Source organism: Segatella copri (assembly GCF_019249795.2).
In the GTDB taxonomy this organism is placed as follows: Bacteria; Bacteroidota; Bacteroidia; order Bacteroidales; family Bacteroidaceae; genus Prevotella; species Prevotella copri_B.
Map to the genome: position 1 here is coordinate 643,195 of NZ_CP156891.1, position 23,499 is coordinate 666,693.

At 45.6% G+C, this 23,499-nt stretch carries 21 protein-coding genes and 1 tRNA gene; 13 read left to right on the plus strand and 9 right to left on the minus strand.

What is annotated here, in order from left to right; genetic code table 11:
• Positions 1 to 85 precede the first annotated feature (85 nt).
• Positions 86 to 208, plus strand: coding sequence for a smalltalk protein (locus KUA48_RS03075; protein WP_153073502.1), 123 nt, complete (start codon positions 86 to 88; stop codon positions 206 to 208).
• Between the two features lie 40 nt (positions 209 to 248).
• Positions 249 to 698: an N-acetylmuramoyl-L-alanine amidase gene (locus tag KUA48_RS03080; protein WP_256624470.1), complete on the plus strand. Its 450-nt coding sequence runs from the start codon at positions 249 to 251 to the stop codon at positions 696 to 698.
• 70 nt (positions 699 to 768) lie between these two features.
• On the opposite strand, the gene KUA48_RS03085 is transcribed toward KUA48_RS03080, so the two are convergent.
• The 4 genes from KUA48_RS03085 to KUA48_RS03100 form a co-directional block, all read right to left on the minus strand.
• A complete protein-coding gene (locus tag KUA48_RS03085) occupies positions 769 to 1,314 on the minus strand; it encodes a transcription termination/antitermination NusG family protein (protein WP_153080018.1) in 546 nt (181 codons plus the stop codon).
• A gap of 489 nt (positions 1,315 to 1,803) precedes the next feature.
• Complete coding sequence (locus KUA48_RS03090; RefSeq protein ID WP_118255204.1) at positions 1,804 to 2,760, minus strand: site-specific integrase; 957 nt, start codon at positions 2,758 to 2,760, stop codon at positions 1,804 to 1,806.
• A gap of 218 nt (positions 2,761 to 2,978) precedes the next feature.
• A tRNA-Lys gene (locus KUA48_RS03095) sits at positions 2,979 to 3,051 on the minus strand.
• A gap of 269 nt (positions 3,052 to 3,320) precedes the next feature.
• Positions 3,321 to 5,558 carry a patatin-like phospholipase family protein gene (locus KUA48_RS03100; RefSeq protein ID WP_334649331.1) on the minus strand — a complete coding sequence of 746 codons (2,238 nt, stop codon included), beginning with the start codon at positions 5,556 to 5,558 and terminating at the stop codon, positions 3,321 to 3,323.
• Between the two features lie 279 nt (positions 5,559 to 5,837).
• On the opposite strand from KUA48_RS03100, the gene KUA48_RS03105 reads away from it, so the two are divergent.
• The 3 genes from KUA48_RS03105 (at position 5,838) to KUA48_RS03115 (ending at position 7,200) form a co-directional block, all read left to right on the plus strand.
• Positions 5,838 to 6,062: a hypothetical protein gene (locus KUA48_RS03105; protein ID WP_118255206.1), complete on the plus strand. Its 225-nt coding sequence runs from the start codon at positions 5,838 to 5,840 to the stop codon at positions 6,060 to 6,062.
• A 7-nt stretch (positions 6,063 to 6,069) separates the two neighbouring features.
• Complete coding sequence (locus KUA48_RS03110) at positions 6,070 to 6,495, plus strand: putative toxin-antitoxin system toxin component, PIN family (protein ID WP_118255207.1); 426 nt, start codon at positions 6,070 to 6,072, stop codon at positions 6,493 to 6,495.
• A gap of 336 nt (positions 6,496 to 6,831) precedes the next feature.
• Positions 6,832 to 7,200 (plus strand): DMT family protein, encoded by a 369-nt coding sequence (locus KUA48_RS03115; RefSeq protein WP_040553814.1) that lies wholly within the window; start codon positions 6,832 to 6,834, stop codon positions 7,198 to 7,200.
• A gap of 63 nt (positions 7,201 to 7,263) precedes the next feature.
• On the opposite strand, the gene KUA48_RS03120 is transcribed toward KUA48_RS03115, so the two are convergent.
• Positions 7,264 to 8,067 (minus strand): MBL fold metallo-hydrolase, encoded by an 804-nt coding sequence (locus KUA48_RS03120; RefSeq protein ID WP_153080692.1) that lies wholly within the window; start codon positions 8,065 to 8,067, stop codon positions 7,264 to 7,266.
• A gap of 113 nt (positions 8,068 to 8,180) precedes the next feature.
• Here KUA48_RS03120 and KUA48_RS03125 point away from each other — a divergent pair, with 113 nt between their 5' ends.
• On the plus strand, positions 8,181 to 8,636 hold the full coding sequence (locus KUA48_RS03125) for a hypothetical protein (protein ID WP_118255209.1): 456 nt from the start codon (positions 8,181 to 8,183) through the stop codon (positions 8,634 to 8,636).
• A 96-nt stretch (positions 8,637 to 8,732) separates the two neighbouring features.
• Here the strand turns inward: KUA48_RS03125 and KUA48_RS03130 are convergent, their stop codons facing one another.
• A complete protein-coding gene (locus KUA48_RS03130; protein ID WP_256624473.1) occupies positions 8,733 to 10,847 on the minus strand; it encodes a BamA/TamA family outer membrane protein in 2,115 nt (704 codons plus the stop codon).
• Between the two features lie 190 nt (positions 10,848 to 11,037).
• On the opposite strand from KUA48_RS03130, the gene KUA48_RS03135 reads away from it, so the two are divergent.
• From KUA48_RS03135 to hisB, 3 genes are all read left to right on the plus strand, one after another.
• The gene (locus KUA48_RS03135; protein WP_153073497.1) at positions 11,038 to 11,787 is read left to right on the plus strand and encodes an RNA methyltransferase; all 750 of its coding nucleotides are present in this window, start codon (positions 11,038 to 11,040) and stop codon (positions 11,785 to 11,787) included.
• Between the two features lie 66 nt (positions 11,788 to 11,853).
• Positions 11,854 to 12,531: a DUF975 family protein gene (locus KUA48_RS03140; RefSeq protein ID WP_118255212.1), complete on the plus strand. Its 678-nt coding sequence runs from the start codon at positions 11,854 to 11,856 to the stop codon at positions 12,529 to 12,531.
• A gap of 23 nt (positions 12,532 to 12,554) precedes the next feature.
• Complete coding sequence (gene hisB / locus KUA48_RS03145) at positions 12,555 to 13,631, plus strand: bifunctional histidinol-phosphatase/imidazoleglycerol-phosphate dehydratase HisB (protein WP_218433259.1); 1,077 nt, start codon at positions 12,555 to 12,557, stop codon at positions 13,629 to 13,631.
• Positions 13,632 to 13,707: 76 nt separating this feature from the next.
• Here the strand turns inward: hisB and KUA48_RS03150 are convergent, their stop codons facing one another.
• Positions 13,708 to 14,769 carry a porin gene (locus KUA48_RS03150; protein ID WP_153073495.1) on the minus strand — a complete coding sequence of 354 codons (1,062 nt, stop codon included), beginning with the start codon at positions 14,767 to 14,769 and terminating at the stop codon, positions 13,708 to 13,710.
• 311 nt (positions 14,770 to 15,080) lie between these two features.
• Between KUA48_RS03150 and KUA48_RS03155 the strand changes: the two genes are divergently transcribed.
• The 3 genes from KUA48_RS03155 (at position 15,081) to KUA48_RS03165 (ending at position 18,873) form a co-directional block, all read left to right on the plus strand.
• Positions 15,081 to 15,809 (plus strand): leucine-rich repeat domain-containing protein, encoded by a 729-nt coding sequence (locus tag KUA48_RS03155; RefSeq protein ID WP_153073494.1) that lies wholly within the window; start codon positions 15,081 to 15,083, stop codon positions 15,807 to 15,809.
• 118 nt (positions 15,810 to 15,927) lie between these two features.
• Complete coding sequence (locus tag KUA48_RS03160; RefSeq protein WP_218433260.1) at positions 15,928 to 17,952, plus strand: RNA degradosome polyphosphate kinase; 2,025 nt, start codon at positions 15,928 to 15,930, stop codon at positions 17,950 to 17,952.
• A gap of 15 nt (positions 17,953 to 17,967) precedes the next feature.
• Positions 17,968 to 18,873 (plus strand): Ppx/GppA family phosphatase, encoded by a 906-nt coding sequence (locus KUA48_RS03165; RefSeq protein ID WP_117585950.1) that lies wholly within the window; start codon positions 17,968 to 17,970, stop codon positions 18,871 to 18,873.
• A gap of 98 nt (positions 18,874 to 18,971) precedes the next feature.
• Here the strand turns inward: KUA48_RS03165 and KUA48_RS03170 are convergent, their stop codons facing one another.
• Entirely contained in the window at positions 18,972 to 19,658 is a 687-nt protein-coding gene (locus KUA48_RS03170) for a response regulator transcription factor (protein ID WP_218433261.1), read from the minus strand.
• A gap of 34 nt (positions 19,659 to 19,692) precedes the next feature.
• Positions 19,693 to 21,111 (minus strand): sensor histidine kinase KdpD, encoded by a 1,419-nt coding sequence (locus tag KUA48_RS03175; protein WP_218433262.1) that lies wholly within the window; start codon positions 21,109 to 21,111, stop codon positions 19,693 to 19,695.
• Between the two features lie 162 nt (positions 21,112 to 21,273).
• Between KUA48_RS03175 and KUA48_RS03180 the strand changes: the two genes are divergently transcribed.
• A complete protein-coding gene (locus KUA48_RS03180; RefSeq protein WP_218433263.1) occupies positions 21,274 to 23,490 on the plus strand; it encodes an outer membrane beta-barrel protein in 2,217 nt (738 codons plus the stop codon).
• Positions 23,491 to 23,499: the final 9 nt, after the last annotated feature.

Below are 23,499 nucleotides of genomic sequence, written 5' to 3' on the forward strand. Positions count from 1 at the left end.
ATTCTCCCTGTGACTGCATCCTGCATAATGCAGGGTGTGGTCACCCCTTCAAACTTATGTTTCACTTTTAAACACATTTCTGATTATGAAGAATTTTAATGATGGTTCCAAGAAGATTTCTTGGGTTTCAATTTTGAATGCTGCTGTTCAAGCTTTGATTGCAGCTCTTACTGCACTGGGAGTAAGCTCGTGCGCAAATGCCTTATAGCAATGTTAAGTGTTGAATGTTGAATTATGAATTGTGAATTATGAGACAAAGTCAATATATGTCGGCTAACGACATTAAATATCTGGTTTTGCATTGCTCGGCTAGCCGATGCAATCTGGACTATAGTGTAGAACAGCTGCGACGCGACCATAAGGCGCGTGGGTTTTATGACATCGGCTACCACTTCTACATCCGTAAGGATGGTACGATGACGCAGCACCGGATGCTGTTGGAGGTTGGTGCTCATGCCAGACCTTATAATAGATGCTCTATCGGCATCTGCTATGAGGGAGGGCTCGATGAGCAAGGCAAGCCTTGCAACACCATGACAACTGAGCAGGAAACGAGACTCATTGACCTTTTCAGGAATCTGAAGATTCTCTTTCCGAAAGCGAAGATTGTGGGGCATCGGGATTTGCCGGGAACTACTCCCAAAGAGTGTCCGTGTTTGGATGCGGGCAGCTGGGCTGCTCATCATCATCTCGATTAATACTCTGTTACTGGCGAGGTACTTTTCCTCGTCAGTACCACTTGCTTAATATCTGACATTTCCATATACTCTATTCGATTTTTTGCAAGTATGCTTTAGGAATATATCCTGTCGTAACAGCACACAACCCCTTGATACTCACATAAAGTTTATGATCTTTTTTGATACGGACGACATAGCCTTCCGCTCCTTTCAAAGGACCTTCAATGACTCGGAACTTGTCACCTTTGGTAAACTTGGGATTATACTCATCGTAAAAATCCAGTCCTTCAACACCAGAAGTTGCTACAATATTGAAGATTTTCACTTCACGTTCTGAAATTTTAGAAGGTTCTTTCAAGTTCTCAGAATTTTTGCCACGATAGAGCATCACTTTATTGAGAAAATTGCGCTCAATCTCTTCGGCTTCTGTTCTCGTAGTACGGAAAAGAATGAGAGATGGCATAATAGGAACTTCCTTCAACAGACTCTTTTTCTTATTCTTGTCCCAATATTCTTGTTTCACATCATAAATATGCTCTATTCCTTTGGCAACGAAATATGCCTTGATAGGCTTTCCTTTCCCAAAAAATATCTTGAATGCGTACCAACTCTCCTCGTTGTCAGGTTGTATCATTGTTTATTTTTTTTATTTTGATCAGGGTGTACTTCTCATTCCCCCGTGTCGTGAAATCATGTTTCAAAACACTTGGCAAGAAAGGGTTGGTTAGTCTATTTCCAATAACGGAAACCTCTAATCACAGACGTACTCCTGATCCAAGAGCATGATAGTCTGCAACCCTTGGAATGATTAGCTGTCCGATTCCTTTGTCCTCAAAATCCTTCCCTCAATCACTCCCGTTCTTCTGAATCTCTATATAAGAGACACAGAAATGCCGAAAACATTCGTTCAATCAACGACTTAGGAAATTATGTACGAAAAGAAGCGTAAAAAAATGTTGATTTTCGTAGAACGATATTAATTTTTTAACACCCATAATTTGCTTGTTTCCAATAATTTTCGTAATTTTGCGGTAAGATTCTGTGTCTCTTATATAGAGATTCAGAAAAATTGGTTCATTTTGGTTCATTTTACATAATCCCTCTTTTTATTCTTTTTTGTGGCTTATAGGGCTGCCAGTATCTTGGCGTTGGCATCATCTACTTCTGAGCTTTTGATGGAACGGAGATAGATTTGTGTGGTGGTTTCGGAATGATGTCCCAATGCCTCGCTGATGACAGAGATAGAGATATGATTATCTCTTGCCGTCGTTGCCCAGGAATGGCGGGCAACATAGAGGGTGAGCTTGCCCTTGATGCCTATCGTAGCTCCAAACTTTCTGAGGTGGTAGGAGATACGCGCTTCCGCATTGTGATATAGGCGTGCCTCATCCTGCTTTTTGTCAATAGTTTTATCCTGTCTTTTGTTTCCATCATCAACAAGGAAAGGAAAGAGATAAGATGAGGAGGCAGTCTGCGCCTGATACTTTTCCAACAACTCCTGCATCTCCTTCTCCCATCGGATGGTGAGACGCTGTCCTGTCTTTCTTCTTGTATAATGAAGATAACCGTCCTTGAGGTCAGACTTGCGGAGATGAGCCAGGTCGATGAAAGAGATACCACGCAGATAGAAACTCATCAGGAATGTATCTCTTGCCATCTCTTCCTTGGGAGTGAGATCCTTGACAGATTGCAGACTCTTGATCTGGCTGACATTTTCTGTAGGTATGGCTCTCTTGCGAGTTTGGGCAATACCGGTATAGACATCCGAGAAGGGATGCTGCTGTGGCGTCAGTCCCTTTGCCACAGCTTTGTTGTAGGTGGCACGGAGGATGCGGAGATAGAAGGAGCTGGTGTTTTTGCATACCTCCGCCGTATGATGCAGGTACGCCTCATACGAGCGCATCACTTCTGCATCTATCTCTTTTAGGGCAATATCCTTGTTGTCACGGTATCGCTTAAAGCTGTTGAGGGATGCCTTGTAATGCAGCGAGGTGCGGTATTGCCCGTTCTTCAGCAACAGGGCGATGAGGAGGTTCATGAACTGGAATAAAGACTCTGATGTTTTCTTGTTTCTTGACATAATGACAGTGAATTTATGAAGTTTATTAATATATGATAGGGAATGGAGGACTAGTTTTAGATAATTCAAGGTAAAATGTCGATATTTTACATAAAAATCGGACTGTCTGTAATTCACCGGCATCATGATGTTCAGAACAATCGCCTCTATCGTATAATGGTAATCATTATTACAAAAAAAACTCCGAAGAACCAAGATTGATTCTTCGGAGTTTTTTGTACACCCTTAGGGATTCGAACCCTAGACCCACTGATTAAGAGTCAGTTGCTCTACCAACTGAGCTAAGGGTGCCTCTGCAAAAAGCTTTGTTTTCAAAAGCGATTGCAAAGGTAATACATTTTTCTGAAACCACCAAACTTTTATGGATATTTTTTGAAAAAATCTTTCATTTTATCCATCATGATTGGTTGATGAAAGCATTATTCCTTCAGCCAACCACCTATCAGACTGATGATTTCCTGTCTTGTAGGCTCTGGAAACGACAAGATGCGAGTTTTGTGCGAACCGCCATGACACATATAAACATGCAGGTTCTGGTTTACATGATGCAGATAAGGAAATCAGAATACAAATCCTGCATTGATATAGAATCCTACATTCTTACCCAAGCTAGAATAATTAGCCTGAATGCTTACCGGACCCAATACGAAATCATAGGATGCTCTCAAGGCTCCTCCCCACAAATCATCACCGATGAGAATATGGGAAAACTTGCGGGCTTCCTTGCCATACTCTCCCAGAGCGGTAAGATAGAACTTTCCTTTTACCCGATAGCGGAAACCGAGCTGACCAGTCACCACATTGCGCTCCAGCAGATGAACATGCTGCGCACTCTCCCATGCCACCTGCCAAGGCAGATAGTAACCGTCAGCTACTCCACCTGCATAATTCTGATAAATGGCTGGTACGGAACTGCCAAACAAGAAGCGGCTCTTGAGCTTAGGAAGCAGATAGAATCTGGAATTGAGACGTACGGCACATTCTCCTTGAAAAGCAGCTTCAGCAAAAGGATTACCATCAGCATAATGTATTCCGTCATCCGTATGCAGAATGCCCTGAACCTGAATGCGGCTACCACGGGTCGGGAAATAGCGGCGGTCGTAAGTATCCATCACAACAGATGCAAAGTAGTTCAGGAAATGGTCTGACGAACGTGTCTGGATGCTTCCGTCGCGTTCGAACATATCAGAATGATAATGATAATAATCAAACTGCACTCCCGACTTCAATCTGAAATTACCGATATCGCGGGTATAGAATCCAGCGAAAGAATGCGAAAGAAACTCCAGGGCATCCAGCTTATGCTTGTCCGCATAAAGGTCGAAATCATAATGAGCCATACGATAGGAAATGCCAATTTTCGCTCCGAAAAGGTTGCCATAGGCATATTTCATTTCCAGATAGGGATTACGGGAAATGCGTCCTGTAAAGGCATAGTGATGACGGGTAGAAAACTGCTGGTTATTGGATATCTGAGCAATGACGCTCGCCAAATCCTGCGTATCGAAACGTGCACCTACACTGATTCTTCTCGATTCGTTGGGTTCCAGCATGAATACCAGGTCATAAGGTTCCTCGTTAGACTGTCTGTATTCTACACGCGAAAAGATATTCAGTCCTCTGAGCATGGCAAGTGTGCCATCTATCTCCTCAGGACTGACTTCCGAATTCTCCCGTAGAGCAATTTTCTTTCTAATCCACTTTTCCTCCTCTCCGCTGATGCCTTCTAACCGGATGCTTCCTATATGATAAGCTTCCGTCTGAGAAGGTTTCGGCTGTTTGAGGCGTTTATCCTGTAATGTATCATCAGAGGCTACAGAATCACAAGCATCAGCATAGATATACTTTCTCAGAGCCATCAGCTCATCCCATTTCTGACGGGCAGCCTGTTCTCCCCGCTGTATCATGGTATCAATGGCTTCAGATTGGAAACTGGCTGCCGAATAACCTTTCAGAGAAGGATTGATATAAAGATCGGCTTCAGCCATATTCTTCCGGTATTTGTTCTGCCCCATCATACTTATGAGCTGTTCTACAACAGAAGAAGCCGATTTCAGTTCTTCCTTCTTCTTCCAACCGGTACTCAAATCTACACAGATAATCACATCTGCTCCCATTTCCTTTGCCACATCAACCGGCAGATTGTTCAAGGCGCCGCCATCCACCAGCATCTTCCCTTTCCATTCTACCGGAGCAAACACGCCCGGTATCGACATGCTGGCACGCATCGCCAATGGCAACGAGCCCGATGAAAACACCACCTCCTTGCCTTCTACCAGATCTACCGCCACGCAACGGTAAGGAATAGGTAGGTTGGAGAAATCATCCACCTGATGATACCCCACGGTAAGTTTAGAGAAAAGGTTAAAGATATTCTGCCCCTTCACATAACCGGTTGGCAACGAGACCTTCCTCTCTTTGGAAAGAGGTATATGAACGATATATTTCTCCCTTTCTTCTTTAGAAAGAAAAGTCTCCGATTCACGTTTCACCTGGTCGCTCAAAAGGAAAAGCCAGTTCTGGTTACGGTAGAGGCTATCGATATCCGCAGCATCGTAGCCGATGGCATAGAGTCCGCCCACGATGGCACCGATACTTGTTCCGGCAATATAATCTACAGGAATATCAGCCTCTTCCAGCACCTTGAGCACACCTACTTCAGCCGCACCCTTGGCACCACCTCCACCCAACACGAGCCCCACCTTCTTGCGTGGCTGCTGGGCTTGCAGAGGAGTATGTGCAAAGAAGCTGCAGAATAAAACCAAAAAACATAATATCTTATCTCGATGTACCATCATATTGCTCCTTGTTTAAATGAATAACTGGCACGGCAAAGATACGAAGAAAGATTGGAACTCGCAAGAAAATCTGAAAGAAAATGGCTGAGGACACGGAAATTTAAAGGATTATGCGAATCAATCCAGATACTGCAAAAATCAGAGATAACAAAAAGATTCGCCACCTTTTTTATATTATCCCCCATTTTTCTTGCAAAATCAAAATATTCTTCTCAAAATCTTTGGAGTTTCAATAATTATCTGTATCTTTGCAGAGTGAAATGTTTAAAAATTACAATTATGGCAACACAAGTATTACAATTCAATCAGGCCCAGCAGGCGGTGCTCAATGTTATCTCTTGTTTGCAGTCAGAACAGGACTTGGCAGACTTGAAACGAACATTAGTAAAGTTCATGAATGATCGCTTGCAGCGAGAAATAGATAAGCTTTGGGAATCTGGCGAAATGAGCAATGAAAAGTTGCAGGAAATGCAGTCAGAACATTTGCGCACGACTTATAAATAAACTGACTATGCAGAGAAATATCGTCTTAGATACCAACTGTCTCTTGCAGATAATTGCAAGGAAAAGCAAAAATTATTTCTTATGGGAAAGATTCTTGAATGGGGACTATTGTCTCTGCTTTACAACTGAAATTCTAGAAGAATACGAAGAAATACTTTGTTTAAAAACGAATCGATTAATAGCAACTATGGTATTAGAGATTATAACTCAAGCTCCAAATACCCAAAGAGTTGATGCTCATTATCATTGGAATCTTATCACACAGGATCCCGATGATAATAAGTTTGTGGATTGTGCAGTCTTTGCTAATGCCGATTTCATTGTATCAGATGATAAACATTTCAAAGATTTAGAAAACATTGATTTTCCAAGAGTACTAGTAGTTAGATTAGAAGAGTTTGCCAGATTATACCGAAATCTTGATGCCAACTAATAAACGAGATTCTTGAATACAAGAATCTATGGAAGAAGATATTGCGATAGCTGATATCAAAGTGCAGATGGAAGGAGAAATCTGGTTTCCCCGTCTGAGATGACTGTCTCATAGGAACAGCCTACTGTTCCCTATTCCGCCAGTTGGCTGTTCGCCCCAAACAGCCTACTAGCCATACGCAAACAGCACACTTATCTTTCGGAGATAAATATCAGAACATCGGAGATTTATCTGCCAAAAACAGCCATATCAAAACAAAAACGAAATGAAACTTCCCTGAAATTTGGAGGGTTTTAAAAAATATATTACCTTTGCACCCGCAAAAAAGATAAGATTATGAACGGATTGTATACTATATTATTATTGGTGCTGAGCAACATCTTCATGACGCTGGCTTGGTACGGACACCTCAAGTTGCAACAAACGGGCGTGAGCAGCAACTGGCCTCTTATCGGTGTCATCGCCTTCAGTTGGGCCATCGCCTTCTTCGAATATTGCTGTCAGGTACCAGCCAACCGCATCGGTTTCGTGGATAATGGCGGACCGTTTAATCTGGTCCAGCTCAAGGTGATTCAGGAATGCGTATCGCTTATCGTCTTCGCCATCATCGCCAATATCCTCTTTCAGGGACAGGGATTGCACTGGAATCATTTCGCAGCCTTCTGCTGCCTGATTGCAGCCGTTTATTTCGTATTCATGAAATAGCCGGATAAGGAGTTAACTCAATATAACTCCTTATCCGGCTACCTTTTTAGTTTTACACCTGCCCTACACCAGCTTATAGATTTCGCTCGGTGTCTTGCGCTTCAATACTTCCAGCTGGAAGTCCTTGCCGGCTATGATGCCTTTACTGCGCAGGATTTGCTCCACGGTTTTGCGTGCCAGCTCAGGATGGTTGTTCTCCTCGCTGAGATGACAGAGCCAGACGTGATGAAGCTCCGGTGTAGCATAATTGGCAAGCGCCTCGCCACAATCGTCGTTGCTCAGATGACCGTTATCTCCCAGAATGCGTTCCTTCAGATACTGGGGATAATGACCCTGCTGGAGCATCTCTACACTATGGTTCGCCTCGAGCACAAGATAGTTGGCACGGCCGATAAAGTCGTGCATCTCTTCAGTAATATGCCCCACATCGGTGATGAGACAGAAGTTTACACCACCGCACTCCACGAAATAGCCAACATTGTCGGTACTGTCGTGGGGTACACCGAACGGAGTAATCTTAAACTCGCCCAGTGTGAAAGTTACTTTCTTCTCTATCACACGAGCATGGTTAGGCTCTATCTTCTTTCGAACACAATAGTTGCGCTCGATGCCTTGATGTACTTTACGGGTCGTATATACCGGTAGATGATAGTCAGTACTCAGACTCCCCACCGACTTTACATGGTCGGCGTGGTCATGGGTGATGAGGACGTGATGCACATCCTCGAAGCGAAGTCCATAGTTATGGAAATGCTTCTTCAATATTCTTATTCCTACTCCTACGTCTATCAGTATCGAATCCGTATCAGTGTAAAGATAATAGCAATTGCCACTACTTCCACTGCCAAAGGATATAAATTTCAGCATTTTAATTGTTATTTTCCATGCAAAGTTAGCAAAAAAGATTCTTATTACAAAGTTTTTTACTATCTTTGTGCCGAAATATCGCAAAAAAATAGAATTTTTAAGATTTGAGAATCATGATGAAGAAGTCGATGATAGGTTTATGCATAGCTGTGGCATGCATGACCGCAAGTATATTCAGCCTTTCGGGCTGTGAACCTCACGAAGGCAGCGAGGACCAGCTGAAGGCAGATGTTGATTCGTTTGCCAACAATTATTTCAACTGGCATTTCCCGAAAGCCGTGAAGTATTGCACCCAGGAATCGGAGCGCTGGCTGCGTTATGCTGCAAGTAATGTGAACGAGACCGACGTGGAACTGCTGCGCCAGAAACCGGAGGATGCCAGCATCGAGATTACGGATATTGATTTCGGTGACGATGAAACAAGTGCCACCGTTACCCTTACGGTTCATAATTTTCTGCAGATGGACAGCATCGGGCAGGATCCGCAGCTCATAGAACAGGCCGATTTCCAACTGCCGATGTGTATGGAAAAGGGGCTCTGGAAGATTAAGTTGGAAAAATTGCCTTGAAAAAAGTAAGGAGTTTCTGAGGGGCATCATAATCAAAAAAGATGCCCTACAGAAACTCCTGGCTATAAACTATTAACTATAAACTATTAGCTGCATTTAGAACGGCAAACCTACTGCGAAATGGAAGGCGAAATCGCGGTCTAGTTTCGGGTGGATAATCGCCCAATGCTCTTCCTTCGTTCCGTAGGCTGGATTGATTGCCTTCATACCCATATCCAGACGGAGGATGAAGTAATCGAAATTCAACCTGAGACCTAAGCCATAGGCTACAGCTATCTGCTTGTAGAATTCATCTATCTTGAACTGGCCACCAGGCTGATCCTGATAATTGCGAAGTGTCCAGATATTACCGGCATCGATAAACGCTGCACCCTCAAACTTCCAGAAGAGCGAAGTGCGATATTCGGCATTCAAGTCGAGCTTCACATCACCCGTCTGGTTGATGAAATCTATTCTACCGTCAGTTCCCTTAAACTTGCCCGGACCTAATTCTCTTACGCCCCAACCTCTTACCGAGTTGGCACCACCCGAGAAATAACGCTTTTCGAAAGGCAACACCGTACTGTTGCCGTAAGGATAAGCCACACCGATACCCGCATGCAGCGCCAGAGCATTGCGCTTATCAAACTGCATCAGGTGGGTATAATCTACATCAAACTTGGCATACTGGGCATAAGCTATATTAAATAATGTACGCTGTCCCTGGCTGTTCACCTTGAAACCAAATGTCTTGGAAACACCGCTCAGCAGATTGCCCGAACTCTCTACATTCACTCGCACAGCATCTACCCCATCGCTATAACTCAAACCGAAACCCATCTTCATGATAAACAGGTCTTCGTAATTGTAGCGGAGGATGGCATTTCTGTTTTCTGCATTATCAAGATAGTCTCTCTTGAAAGTCTCGGATATCCATGGCATATACACATAGTTGAGATCGAGCAGGTCGAAACGCCAGGCCAGGTGATGACGCGGTTCTGTCCAGCGATAACGCCAGGCAGTAGAGAATACGCGGCGATGAAACTCCGGACGGTTCTGAAGATTCCAACTTGCCGACAACTCGCTGTTTGCCGTCTGTCTTCTTCTGAAATTTCTTGAAAGGAAAGGCGCCAAGAAACGAGGGAAAACCAGTTTGCCTTCAACCGAATATTCAGTATAGTTCTGATCCTGATACCCCTCCAGACCGGTAATGGCCTCGTAGGCTCCACGAAGTTCGATGCTCAACTGCTCACTACCTCTGAAGAGATTTCGGTTGGTATAAGTGAGCGAAGCTGCAGCTCCCAAGTCGCCCGCCGTATTGGTTCCCTCCGGCTGGAAGGCGATGGTAGAAGGCTTGTTGGTACTGATCTGGATATTGCAATCCATCTGCCGGCTGATGCTGTTCCTCTCCATTCCGTTCTCCGTAACCAGGTTGCTGTCAGGAACTTCAGAGAATCTGATGTTGGTATACTTCACCGCCTGCAGACGGGCAAAGTTGTTATAGGTACGCTGCAAGGCGGCGGCACTGTAGGGACGGCCTTCTCTGAGGGCAGTGGCATTGAGCAAAACCTGATGGCGCAGATGGATTCGGTCGCTGTCATTACTCAGATAGTTGATGTTTCTGATTTCATATCGGGGATGATCAACCTCAGGAGCATTACTGTTTGCCTTATACTTCATCAGGTGGAGCGTCAGGGCGATATCCTTCTGTCCCGCAATCGTATCGGCAGAAAATTGGATAAAATCTTTATGAAAGCGGAAATAGCCATCATTGGTCAGAAGGCTGGAGATACGCCTGCGCTCATTATCCAATGTTTCTACCGTAAATCTCATACCCGGCTTAATCTGCTGATTATCGGGATTATCGAGATGCAGAAGTTGCTGGATATGTTCATCTTCCACCTCATATTTCACCTTACCTATCATAAAAGGTTCTCCGGGATGCAACAGATAGGTAGCATCCAGTTTCTTTCCTTTCTTGGTGGTATAGAGCGACACCCCAGCATGCATGAAGCCCTGGTTCTGCATGGCGGTAATCAGATCCTGACAGGAGAGCCGTGCCTGCAAAGTATCGTAGATGACAGGTTTCTTGCTGAAAGGATTCTTGAAGAGCGAGAAGAGTTTCGGTTTCTCTTTCTGGCGCACATACTGCTTGAGCGCCCCGGCATTATACCCTGCCGAGTCGCTCTTCACTTCTACCTTATTTAATATATACTCCCCTTCCGGCACCATTTTGCTTGAAGAACAAGATGCTATGAGCAGCGGCAAGGCAAGTAATGAAATCTTCTGTATTTTCAAAATATCTATCGTTTTTGATATGCAAAGATAATGCAAAACAAATTAAATACAAAATATTTAGCACTTTTTATTTTGAAATGTCTATATTTTATGTTACCTTTGCACACATATAGACAAAAAATAAATGATTAGCAAGAATAAAATAAAGTACATACGTTCGCTCGAACTGAAGAAGAACAGAAATAAAGAAGGAAAGTTCGTGGCAGAAGGTTTCAAGGTGGTAGACGATCTGCTCGCTCTGCAACCTGCCGACCTGATTGTGGCTACCGGCGAATGGCTCCGGGGCAAACACTTCGGGGCTGAAACCGAAGTGATAGAGGTTACTGATGAAGAACTGAAGAAGGTAAGTTTCCTGCAACATCCGCAGCAGGTGCTTGCCGTATTCAGACAGGCAACATCAGGAGATTACTCTATTAATACCAGCGAACTGAGTCTGGCGCTTGACGGCGTTCAGGACCCAGGCAATCTGGGCACCATCATCCGCATCGCCGACTGGTTTGGCATCACCCATATCTACTGCAGTCAGGATACTGCCGACGTATACAATCCGAAGGTGGTGCAGGCCACGATGGGCAGCATAGCAAGAGTGAAGGTAGAATATGGCGACCTGCTGGGACTGGTAGAATCACTTCCAGCCGACGTTCCCGTTTACGGCACCCTGCTCGATGGCGACAACATCTATCAGCAAAAGCTCGAAAACCGAGGACTTATCGTAATGGGAAACGAAGGAAAAGGCATCTCGCCAGAACTGGCAAAGAAGGTGAACCACAAGTTGCTCATCCCTAACTTTCCGGAAGGTAGAGCTACCGCCGACAGTCTGAATGTGGCTATCGCTACCGCCATTACCTGCTCAGAATTCAGAAGAAACTTTTAAAGGTAAAAGGGTAAAAAAGTAAAAGAGTAAACAAAAGCGATAATTAGAAATTAAAACAAGATAGTTATGGAAGTAAATGAATTATTTAAGCACAGAAGTATAACTTCCTGCATGAGAGCATCATACGATACCATAACAAGTGACTTCAGATCACTTGTAAAACAGACATGGACTACCCATGTTCCATTTGCTGTATTGCTGGCTATCGTACTCTATTTCCTCCTCCCCAACAAACCGCTTCACGATTGGGGAGCCGTAAATCCGATGGCTTCGTTCATCCTGCAAACCATCATTTACGGAGCCACTATCGTAATGGCTATCGTATCATTCTGGCATCTCCTGCCAAGAAAGCAACTGTGTCCTAAGGGCGAAAAGCGCAAGATAAGAAAATCCCTCCTCCGCATTCTCCGCCACTTCGGAGGTTTCTTTCTGACCAGTTTTCTCGGCATGATTATCGTAGGCATCGCTACCTTTATCGCAGCCCTGCCTTCCATCATCCTCATCATCGCACAGTTCTATTCACAGCTCGGTGCGCTTGATGGTGACCCGCTCGGTGTGCCGGGTTATTTCACCCCACTCCTCTTCCTGGTGTTTACCATCACCTTCCTGCTCATCATCTACGCCCTGAGCTGGCTCGGCATTTCACTTGCCTATCAATTCGGCTCTTACAAGGTGCAAGACGAAGAGAAGAAGAGAATGAAGGAAAGCCAGAAGATGGCAACCGCAGAAATTGAAAAATATTAATCGTATTAACATATATAAGAGACATGAAACAGACAAGATTACTCTTTATCGACCGCGATGGAACTCTGATTCAGGAACCAGAGGATGAACAGATTGACAGCTTCAAGAAGCTGGTATTCACCAAGGGCGTGTTCCGCAATCTCTCCTTCATTGCCCAGCACACCGACTACGAGCTGGTGATGGTGAGCAACCAGGACGGCTTGGGTACCGACTCCTTTCCGGAAGATACCTTCTGGCCTGTACACAACTTCATCATCCAGACCCTGGAGAGCGAAGGCATCCACTTTGCCAAGCAGCACATCGACCGCCACTTCCCTAAAGATAACTCGCCGATGCGCAAGCCAGGAACAGGCATGCTGACTGAATATATCGACAACCCTGCCTACGATATGGCAAACAGTTATGTAATCGGCGACCGTGAAACCGATGCCCAGCTTGCCGAGAACCTGGGTTGCAAGAGTCTGATTCTCGGAAAAGACGGCATGGACTGGGATAAGATTGCTGAGATTCTCTTTGCCGGCGACCGCATCGCAGAAGTGAAGCGCACCACCAAGGAAACGGATATCTACATCAAGGTAAATCTCGATGGTTCAGGAAAATGCGACATTTCTACCGGTCTCGGTTTCTTCGACCACATGCTAGAACAGATAGGCAAGCACGGCATGATGGACCTCACCATCCATACCAAGGGCGACCTCTATGTGGATGAGCATCATACCATTGAGGATACGGGTATTGCACTGGGCGAATGCCTGCTGCAGGCTTTAGGTGATAAGCGCGGAATAGAAAGATACGGCTACAGTCTGCCGATGGACGACTGTCTCTGTCAGGTAGCATTGGATTTCGGTGGCCGTCCATGGCTGATTTGGGATGCCGAGTTCCACAGAGAGAAGGTTGGCGAAATGCCAACCGAGATGTTCAAGCATTTCTTCAAGAGTCTGAGTGATGCAGCAAAGATGAACCTCAATATCAAGGCTGAAGGCGAAAATGAGCATCACAAGATAGAAGGCATCTTCAAGGCACTTGCCCGTTCGCTGAAAATGGCGGTAAAGAGAGACATCTACCACTTCGAGCTTCCTAGTTCTAAGGGAATGCTGTAAGGAATTTATAGTTAAGAGTTTATAGTTTATAGATGACTGTTGCTATAAACTATAAACTCTTAACTATAAACTATTATTAGAACTTTGTCATGAACTCCACAACAATCTTATCTTTTTCTGAAACTTTAGCTATACCACCTTTACGATAGAAATATTTCTCGTAGTTGATACGGATATCTGAGATGAATGGCTTGGCAAGGCTCAAGGTTACACCGCCCGTAACACGATGGCGCTTATAATCATTGATCTTCAATGCACCCAGTTCTGTATCAGAACCGCCATATCTTGTACCATCACTGTGGTCGCTCATGAAATCATATCTTGCCAAAGGCGAAACCTTCCTGATAAGGCTCTTAGGATTAGCCACCGGAATATCATAGCATACGAAACCATCGAATGCATGAACATCGTGGAAAGCATCCTTACTGTAATGCTTGTAAAGATACTCAGCCTCAGCAATGAAACCACCCTTGTGGAAGGTGATACCGCCATCATACATCGTTACCGTAACATCAGATGGCTTGATCTTCTGGGTACTCAACACCAGGTTGACATTTGGGAAGAGGAACTGAGCCTTGGCTGAATAGTTAACGCCCTTGGTCCAGTAATCCTTCTGGTTGGTCAAACCCGAACCGTTGAAGATACCGGCATTCACCACAATTGGGAAACCTACATTCCAGGTGTATCCGATTTCGGCACCCACGTCGCGCACGTTGCCCACCTGCTTGGCGATGAACGAGCGGTTGGCGAAGTACTGCTGATGAGGAGAACGGTGAGCATCAATAGTGAATGGCACACGCTCCTGACCAATGGTAAGCTGCAGTGTCTTCCAAGGCTTGATGCGGGTATAAGCATCGAGCATCTTGATCTTACCCTCATCACAGAGATCAATCTCAGCCTTATAACTAACCTCCTTTGTTACATTTCCTGCTACATTGATACGGGCCGTACGCACCTCAAATCGTCCCTCCCCTTCCTCGGTTTGGTATTCATACTTAGAACGGATGGTTCCACCTATCTTCATTGTCTTGACGAATTCAGGCACATTGTTTTCAAGAGAACTCTTTTCTGAGTTTTGGGCATTCATTCCCATCGACACTATAGACAGTGCTATAAACAGATACGTTTTCTTCTTCATTTTTACCTTATATATATAGCTTAATTGATTGTTACCAACAAGAAAGCAATCCCGTTATGAATTGAAATCCTACAAGATGCCTTTCTATTTCTTTTCGGCTGCAAAGATAAGAATAAAATATTTCTTTCACAAAACATAAGTATTAAAAAAGTGTTACATTGCCTGTTTACAAAGCGTGTAATATGATTGTAACGCCCGTAATATCGATGTAACATCATCGTCATAAACATGTAACCATCTTTTCGCTCTAGTTTAAAAATATCGCCGTACCTTTGCAACCGAAAAGAAATACAATTAACATATATGATTATATGAAGGAAAATAAAAAAGCAATTTTGGAGATTCTCAAGAAGAAGTCCAAGAAAGACGGTAAGTTTGAAAACTTGGTTCTCAACCTCGCCTTACAGAAGATTGACAGCGATAATTTTGAGTTTGACGGCGGGGCAGTCTATACCGCCGACAAGAAGCGCTTGGTTTACTACATGAACCATGATGCCAGTTTTACGATTCCTGAGGGAGTAGAGATTATCGGAGAGATGGCTTTCCGTGGCAAGAAACAATTGGCTCATGTCATCATCCCTAGTACGGTGAAGGAGATTGAACATGATGCATTCTATGATTGTGATGAATTGGATAACATTTATATACCAGCCAGCGTGAAAGCTATCAAAGCATACGCTTTCGCTGAATGCGACAAACTGAAGAAGATTACTTTCGCAGGAACTCCAGAAAAGTTGAGCCGTCATACTTTCGATGACTGCGACCAGTTGCACGACATCATCGTTCCAGCAGGCAGCAGCAAGTTCTTCCGTAAAGAGCTTCACTTTATCGACGGAGATACAGATTTCCTCGTTCTGGAAGTACCAGGCAAAGACTCTAAAGAACCTTCTAAGAACAAGAAGGACGAGAAAGTTTCTGAAAAGAAAGCTAACGCAGAGAAGAAAGAAAAGACTTCTGAAAAGAAAGCTGACTTAGAGAAGAAGGAAGCTGCTCCAGAAAAGAAAGTTGAAAAAAAGAATAAGAAAGAGTCTACAAAATAAAATAACCCACAAACTTTCGAATGTGGTTCAAGAACGGGCTGAAAGCCCAAAAGCCCCTAGCCCAGGGCGTATGGAAAGACATTAGAAAGTTAAATAACTCTATAATTAGCAAACGACTATGACCAAAGAAGAATTACTCAAAAAGGCATACGTAGAACGCGATATCAGTTGGATGTACTTCAACCATCGCATTCTCCAGGAAGCAGAGAAAGAGTACGTCCCATTGTTGGAGCGTCTCTCTTTTCTCGGTATTTATTCCAATAACCTTGACGAGTTCTTCCGTGTCCGCGTGGCATCACTCAACCGCATGCTCAACCAGAAGCTCGACAAGGATGCCGAACAGCAGATTAAGAAATCACTTAAAGCAATTAATAAACTCAATGAATCTTATTCGAAAGAATACACTGAGGCGGTGGATACGGTTTTCCGAGAGCTTGAAGTACACAAGGTTCGCCTGCTCAACGAAGACCAGCTCAACGACGAGCAGAAGGAATTCCTTACGCAGTTCTTCTACGACAAGCTCAATGGTTCTGTCAACCCTATCTGGCTCAACGAGATAGACGACCTCTCCACACTGGAGGACAACCGCATTTACCTTGCCGTAGAAAAGGCTGAGGATGACAAGAAGAAGAAATATGCCGTAGTAAAGGTACCAGATAGAGTTTACGGACGCTGGGTAAAGGTGCCGGCAAGCGAGGGTTTTGACAACATCATGTATCTGGACGATGTAATCAGATACTGTCTACCTCTGGTATTCCTCGGTTTCAAAGAGAGCACCTACCGTGCTTTCAGTTTCAAGTTTACCAAGGATGCCGAAATGGAGATGGACAATGATGCCGACTTCGGAACCATGGAGAAGATTGCACTGGGTGTAAACAGCCGTAAGAAGGGTGAAGCCGTGCGCGTAATCTACGATCAGGAGATGCCGAAGGAACTCCAAAAGAAACTCCGTGAGCGATTGAACACCAAAGAACTGGATGCTTCACTGGCTGGCGGAAGATACCAGAACCACAAGGATCTGATGTCGTTCCCAGATTGCGGACACAAGGAACTGAAGTACGAGAAGTGGGCTCCTATCATGAAACCGGAGTTCCTCTCCAACGAGAGCATCCTCGACCAGATTCGTGAGAAAGACCGTTTTATCCATGTACCCTACCATAGCTTCAACGGCTACATCCGTGTGCTCCGTGAGGCTGCTATCAAGCCCGAGGTGAAAGCAATCAAGACCACCCTCTATCGTCTGGCAAAGGATTCAAAGGTAGTGAAGGCACTCATCACTGCTGCCCGCAACGGTAAGAAGGTAACTGCCGTAGTAGAGCTTCTGGCACGTTTCGACGAGGAGAGCAACATCAAATGGAGCAAGCGCATGCAGGAAGAGGGCGTGAACGTAATCTTCGGTGTAGAAGGACTGAAGATTCACTCCAAGCTGCTCTATATCGAATCAAAGAAGGGCAACATCGCCTGTGTGGGAACCGGAAACTTCCACGAGGGCAATGCCAAGATCTATACCGACTATCTGATGATGACAGCCCGTACTAAGCTGGTAAACGAGGTGGCTAAGGTATTCGATTTCATCGACCGTCCATTCTCACCATTCCGCTTCAACGAGCTTCTCGTCTCTCCAAACTCCATGAAGAGCCGCATCCTGCGCATGCTTGATACAGAAATCAAGAATGCCAACGAGGGCAAGGAGGCTTGGGTGAAGATGAAGATCAACCACATCACCGATACCGATATGGTAACCAAGCTCTATCAGGCATCGAAGGCTGGCGTGAAGATAGACATCGTGATCCGCGGCAACTGTTCGCTGGTGCCAGGCATCGCCAAGCTCAGCGACAACATCCGCTGCGTGGGCATCATCGACCGCTATCTGGAGCACAGCCGTATCCTCATCTTTGCCAACGGAGGCAAGCCAAGATACTTCATCGGTTCTGCCGACTGGATGCCAAGAAACCTCATCAACCGCATCGAGGTACTCACCCCGGTATATGACGAGGATATGCAGGCAGACCTGCTCCGCACCATCTCCTATGGTATGAGAGATACGATGAACGGCAGAGTGGTAGATGGCAAGGGCGGCAAGGAGTTTGTGGAAGGCGAACCATTCCGCAGTCAGGAAGAACTTTATAAGGCATATAAATAATAAAGCATATAAATAATGATGAATTTAGCATCCATTGATATCGGCTCAAACGGAGCCCGACTCCTCATCAAGCGCTTCGATCCCGAGGCAATCCGAGAGGAAGACCGCATCAAAAAACTCATGTTCATCCGCATCCCATTGCGATTGGGTAAGGATGTATTCACCCTGGGAAAGGTTTCCAAGGAGCGTGAGAAGATGATGCTCCACATGATGAAGGGCTTCAAGCAATTCATGAAACTCAATGACGTAGAGGCATTTCGCGCCTGTGCCACTTCAGCCATGCGCGATGCCGAGAACGGCAAGAAGGTGCTCAAGAAGATAGAGAAGCAAACCGGCATCAAACTCGAAATCATCAAGGGGCAGGAGGAGGCACAGCTCCTCTACAACAACCTGGTAGAGAAAACAGACTCCAACGAGGGCAGCTTTGCCTACATTGATGTGGGCGGTGGTTCCACGGAGGTGAGTATCATCCATGACGGTGTGCTCGCCGAAAGCTATTCCTACAACATGGGTACTCTGAGAATGCTGAGCGGCAAGGTGACTGCCGAAACCGAAAAGCTCTTCAAGGAGAACCTGACGAGATATGCCGAGCAATACGGCGACATCAGGATCATCGGTTCGGGTGGCAACATCAACAAGTTGAACAAGCTGGCACGCCACAGCAAGCAGGACTCCAAAAACCTGACGCTTGCCGAACTGAAGCGTCTCTATTCGATGATGCAGCCCCTGAGCATCGAGGAGCGCGAGATTTCCTTCTCCCTGAAAGAAGACCGTGCCGACGTCATCATTCCTGCCGCTGAGATCTTCCTCAAGGCATGCGAATACCTGAAGTGTGAAAACATCATGGTGCCCAACATCTCGCTCGCCGACTCCATCGTGGATGGACTCTATGAGAAGATGATGGCAAAAACAGAAGAATAAACCGCTTCATCCACAAATAAAAAGATCCGAGACAGATGGCTAGCAATAGCCGCTGTTTCGGATCAACTTTTTTATAATTCGGATAAAAGAGGTATTTACTATACTTCAGAAAAGAGAGTAAGTACATATCCCTTTTTCTTCAGCGACTCAATCTTAACGGTCGCATCATGCTGAAGAGCATGACGGAGATACGTCATCTGCACATTCACAGCCAGGGAGTTGGCATAGCTCACGGTTCCCCACACCGCCTCCTGTATCATCTCCTTGCTTACTACATTACCGATATTCTTCGCCAACAGACGGAGGATGTCGGCTTGTCGGCTGGTGATGAGCACACGAGAGGAACGGGTGCGAAGCTCATTGTTATTATAGCAGAAGGTGGTTTCACCGAAATGATACACCTCCTCTTCTATCGTCTCACTCTCATTCATGGAGAACCGCTCCTCTATTCTTGCCAGCAACTCTTCCGGATAGAAGGGTTTGGCAAGATAATCGTTTGCCTTCAGGGAGAAACCTTTCAGCCGATCGTTCTTCTCCGTACGGTCGGTGAGAAAGAAGATAAGCACCTTCGGGTCGATGGCTCTGATGCGCTCAGCCACCTCATAGCCATCCATCTCCGGCATATTGATGTCGAGCAATACCAGATCGGGCTTCACCTCCGGGAACTGTTCCCATGCCTTCTTGCCATTTCCGGCATAAGTCACATCGTAGCCATGCTGCTGCAGGAAACTCTTCAGCAACATGGAATACTTCAAGTCATCGTCTGCAAATAATATCTTGATCATTTTTCCTGTTGTTTATAGCGTTAAACCGGATGCATCAGGAGTGCTGCGGGATGATGATCGAAATCCTGGTTCCCTTGCCCACTTCGCTCTGCATCATTTTTCTGCCCCCATGGGCCTTCACTATCATATCCACAAAACTCAAACCCAAGCCGATGCCTGGCTGCATCATATCCGGGTAAGCATTGCTGCGATAGAACTTCGTCCAGACTCTCTGCTGCTCGTCGGGCGAAATTCCGATTCCATTATCTGATACAGAAATCATGACTTCCCCCTTCCCGGTATCTCGGCAGGCAACATGGATATTGACTATGTCTCCAGAATACTTCACCGAGTTCTCCATCAGGTTGCTGACCACATTCAGAAGCTGGTCTCTATCTCCCATCATCAGGTCGGAAGTGCGCTGGTAATCGAGCGAAACATTCACCTCCTTCTGTCTGTTCTTTCGATACACAGCCACCAGATTCAGCAAGGCGGCATGGATATCGAAAGACGTTATCTGGAGCGGGATATGTTCCTCTGCCCTGATTACTTCCCGGAGTTTGGCGAGATAGGCGGTCAGGTTATCGCTTTCCTCTCTAACCGTCTCCATGATGAGAGCATTCTCATCCTTCTCATCTGTCTTTTGAGCAGAGAATACAGATACACACATCTTCAGCGTCTGCACGGGGCGTTTCAGCTCGTGAATCATCGTATGCACAAAGTCGCTTCGCATCTTATCCACCTTCTTCTGCAGGAGCATCACCTTGATGAGATAAGCTATGCTCAGGAGAAGCATGATGGTAACCAGCAGACTTCCTATCATCTGCCACATCATTCCCTTCAGGATGGGCAGCATCGGCACCTGCATCCTCATCTGCATCGACTGATACTGGATAGGATTGAAAGGCACTTCTACCAGCATTTCGTGATGAAACAAGGTAGGAGACTCTACGATTCTTGTCTGCCACAGACGATGCTTTCCTGTCTTCATCTCTGCCCCGATGAAATCATTGCCCAGTTTCCTACTGATGAAACGGTCAAAATGCGCCTTATCAAAACGGGTAAGCTGGTAAGTGATGTAAGTATTCAGACAATCAAAAGAATTGTTGGAATCCGTCTCACGCAAATCGAAAGTATCTCTCTTCTGCATCACGTTGCTGAATCCCGGCTTGCTATACACCACTCCACCTATGATTGTATCCGTATCCAGCGGAGAGCAAACCGTTGTAACGGGACGCTTGTAGTCTGAAAAATATGCCGTAACGACATAACCGATATGTGATTTTTCTTTTACCGCCGCTCCGATATTTGTCTGATAAGTGACTATTGCCTGTTCCGCCTTTTCGGCATTTTTCTTCCCCATCTCTCCCATCGAATAGGTCACGCTATTGTAGAGCCAATAGGTCTGCAAGCCTATCAGCAGGAAAGAGGAAAGGATGGCGAGCAGCCAGACTTGTTTGATTCTTCTATTCATATCATTTTTCTTTTTTCGATGCAAAGGTACGAAGATTTCACTATATATAATTAAGGTGAAGCAAGATTATTTTGCCAGCGTAATGTTTCAGTAATGATTATTTGCGATTTTGAGCCCGAAAAGCTGTTCCTTTGCAGACGAAAACAAAAAACAAGGAAGAATATGAAGAAAGAAACAGTTTTATGGGCGATGCTAGCCACCACCACCTGTGCAACAGCACAAAACGGGAAATTCCCGACATCCGGAGTTTGCGCAGACTCGATACAGACGGAAAAAGATTCGATCAAAGCTAACCAAGAAGCTGAGATCAAAGCTGATAAGGAGACTGAGATTCAAGCCGTAACCGTAACAGGTCATCGCCCGATGTACAAAATGAGAAACGAGGCCCTGGTTACCCGTGTCCGCAACACTCCTTTGGCAAAGGAGCCAACGCTGGAAGATGTATTGAAACACATCCCCGGCATGAAACAAACCGCCGATGGAACTCTGGAAGTAAACGGACTGGGAGCACCCACCATCTATCTCAACGACAAAAAGGCTACCTCTGCCGAACTCTCTCATCTCGATGTGAAGCAGATAGATGAAATAGAACTCATTACCACTCCTGGTGCAAAATATGATGCAACGACGGGAGCCGTACTGAGAATCCTGACGAGAAGAACAGACGAGGGTATATTCGGCAAGATGCAGGTGTATGATAAATTGAGCGAGGTGAACACCAACCACGAGGAATTGACCCTGGGTTGGGTAACGAAGAAGATTTCGCTCACAGGATTTTACGGTTATACAGACAACCGATACAATGTGCATCAGCCACAGGAAGCGCTCGTAAGAGCCAAAGATGGCGAATATCTCTTCGGAACCGACCGCCATGGCAAGAACAAGGCAAATTACAACGCTACAGAACTCAACTTCGACTGGTTGCTCAGCAAGCAACACGAAGTGGGAATACAATGGGAAGGGCTTTGGCTGAATGGCGGCAGAAGCGAGAAACAGCAGCAGTACTATCGCTATCCTAACCCAGCAGGAGAAGATACAAATAGCGAGATGAAGCTTTCTGATGCGGATGGCGAGATGAAGTATTTTGATGCGGAGAGCCAGCAATGGGGACACCAGCGCAGTCACCACTTCAACCTCTTCCATCTGGCTAAATGGTCGAAGCATCTCTCATCACAGATTTATCTGGACTATGCAAGGAACAAGGATTCTGACAGCCAGCCTATCACGGAGAAAGAAGGTAGCGAGATGCAGGAAACCCTCAACCGTTCCAATTCCAACTACGATATCTATAGTGGAAGATTCGAAGTCAAGCAACTCATCTCTGACAAACATTCCATCAACTTCGGTGGCGAATGGAGCCTGATGGAAGGTAAGGGAAAAACCGAAAGTTCTGCCGATATGCTTGGAACTACGGAATACAAAAACCACGATACCAAGACGGCTGCTTACCTGCAATATCAGGGTGAAGCTGGCAGATGGAGCTGGTGGGCAGGCATCCGATACGAGCATCTCACATCCCGATACACCAATCTGTCGGAGGAATCTCCCGACAATATGGAGCGCCATTACGACCAGTGGTTTCCATCGTTCGGTATCACTCTCAACGAACCGTCGTGGCATCACTCGCTCAGCTTCCGAACTACCACCGCCCGACCTTCTTTCAGTCAGCTCAGTGGGAACATCTACTATACCTCGCGCTTTCAGTATCAGATCAGCAATCCGAAGCTACAGCCTGTCAACACCTATCGTCTGACCTACTCCGTGCAGTGGAAAGACTTTATGGGAATGCTGAGATATACCCGTATCGACCACTCCATCATGTACATTCATGAAGTGCCGGAGGATAAGCCCGTAAGATACGTGAGTACATTCATGAACTTCAACAAGATGCAGAAATACATGGCCTATCTCAACTGGGGACACGTCTTCGGCTGCTGGCGTCCGAATGCCCATGCAAGCATCACTTACCAGCGCTTCTCTGTAAATGATCATGGAGAGCTAATCAGTTATAACGGAGCAACTTGGAATGCATCGTTTGACAATTACTTCACGCTACCAAACGACTATCAGCTGTCACTCTCCTACAGTTTTGACAATGGAGGACAAGTGGGTAAAACGAAGTTCCGCCCCACTCAGAACTGGAGTCTTGGTGCCAACAAATCGTGGATGGACGGCAGATTACAGGTTGCCTTCAGTGCCAACGACCTCTTCCATCAGCAGCTCTTCAAGGAGCGAACCCACGAGCATGCCGTTGACTTCTCCCAGACTGAGGATTACAAGCTATGGAGCTACAAGTTGACCGTAACCTGGAAATTCAACAAGCGCAAGGGAAGATACAACGGCATAAACAGTGCGGAAGATGAATTGAACCGACTATAGCCGGACAAG

What these genes read in the sequence shown, in the direction of transcription:
- KUA48_RS03075 (WP_153073502.1), top strand. Translation starts at nt 86, where the DNA reads ATGAAGAATTTTAATGATGGTTCCAAGAAGATTTCTTGGGTTTCAATT.
- KUA48_RS03080 (WP_256624470.1), top strand. Translation starts at nt 249, where the DNA reads ATGAGACAAAGTCAATATATGTCGGCTAACGACATTAAATATCTGGTT.
- KUA48_RS03085 (WP_153080018.1), bottom strand. Translation starts at nt 1,314, where the DNA reads ATGATACAACCTGACAACGAGGAGAGTTGGTACGCATTCAAGATATTT.
- KUA48_RS03090 (WP_118255204.1), bottom strand. Translation starts at nt 2,760, where the DNA reads ATGTCAAGAAACAAGAAAACATCAGAGTCTTTATTCCAGTTCATGAAC.
- KUA48_RS03100 (WP_334649331.1), bottom strand. Translation starts at nt 5,558, where the DNA reads ATGATGGTACATCGAGATAAGATATTATGTTTTTTGGTTTTATTCTGC.
- KUA48_RS03105 (WP_118255206.1), top strand. Translation starts at nt 5,838, where the DNA reads ATGGCAACACAAGTATTACAATTCAATCAGGCCCAGCAGGCGGTGCTC.
- KUA48_RS03110 (WP_118255207.1), top strand. Translation starts at nt 6,070, where the DNA reads ATGCAGAGAAATATCGTCTTAGATACCAACTGTCTCTTGCAGATAATT.
- KUA48_RS03115 (WP_040553814.1), top strand. Translation starts at nt 6,832, where the DNA reads ATGAACGGATTGTATACTATATTATTATTGGTGCTGAGCAACATCTTC.
- KUA48_RS03120 (WP_153080692.1), bottom strand. Translation starts at nt 8,067, where the DNA reads ATGCTGAAATTTATATCCTTTGGCAGTGGAAGTAGTGGCAATTGCTAT.
- KUA48_RS03125 (WP_118255209.1), top strand. Translation starts at nt 8,181, where the DNA reads ATGATGAAGAAGTCGATGATAGGTTTATGCATAGCTGTGGCATGCATG.
- KUA48_RS03130 (WP_256624473.1), bottom strand. Translation starts at nt 10,847, where the DNA reads ATGGTGCCGGAAGGGGAGTATATATTAAATAAGGTAGAAGTGAAGAGC.
- KUA48_RS03135 (WP_153073497.1), top strand. Translation starts at nt 11,038, where the DNA reads ATGATTAGCAAGAATAAAATAAAGTACATACGTTCGCTCGAACTGAAG.
- KUA48_RS03140 (WP_118255212.1), top strand. Translation starts at nt 11,854, where the DNA reads ATGGAAGTAAATGAATTATTTAAGCACAGAAGTATAACTTCCTGCATG.
- hisB (WP_218433259.1), top strand. Translation starts at nt 12,555, where the DNA reads ATGAAACAGACAAGATTACTCTTTATCGACCGCGATGGAACTCTGATT.
- KUA48_RS03150 (WP_153073495.1), bottom strand. Translation starts at nt 14,769, where the DNA reads ATGAAGAAGAAAACGTATCTGTTTATAGCACTGTCTATAGTGTCGATG.
- KUA48_RS03155 (WP_153073494.1), top strand. Translation starts at nt 15,081, where the DNA reads ATGAAGGAAAATAAAAAAGCAATTTTGGAGATTCTCAAGAAGAAGTCC.
- KUA48_RS03160 (WP_218433260.1), top strand. Translation starts at nt 15,928, where the DNA reads ATGACCAAAGAAGAATTACTCAAAAAGGCATACGTAGAACGCGATATC.
- KUA48_RS03165 (WP_117585950.1), top strand. Translation starts at nt 17,968, where the DNA reads ATGATGAATTTAGCATCCATTGATATCGGCTCAAACGGAGCCCGACTC.
- KUA48_RS03170 (WP_218433261.1), bottom strand. Translation starts at nt 19,658, where the DNA reads ATGATCAAGATATTATTTGCAGACGATGACTTGAAGTATTCCATGTTG.
- KUA48_RS03175 (WP_218433262.1), bottom strand. Translation starts at nt 21,111, where the DNA reads ATGAATAGAAGAATCAAACAAGTCTGGCTGCTCGCCATCCTTTCCTCT.
- KUA48_RS03180 (WP_218433263.1), top strand. Translation starts at nt 21,274, where the DNA reads ATGAAGAAAGAAACAGTTTTATGGGCGATGCTAGCCACCACCACCTGT.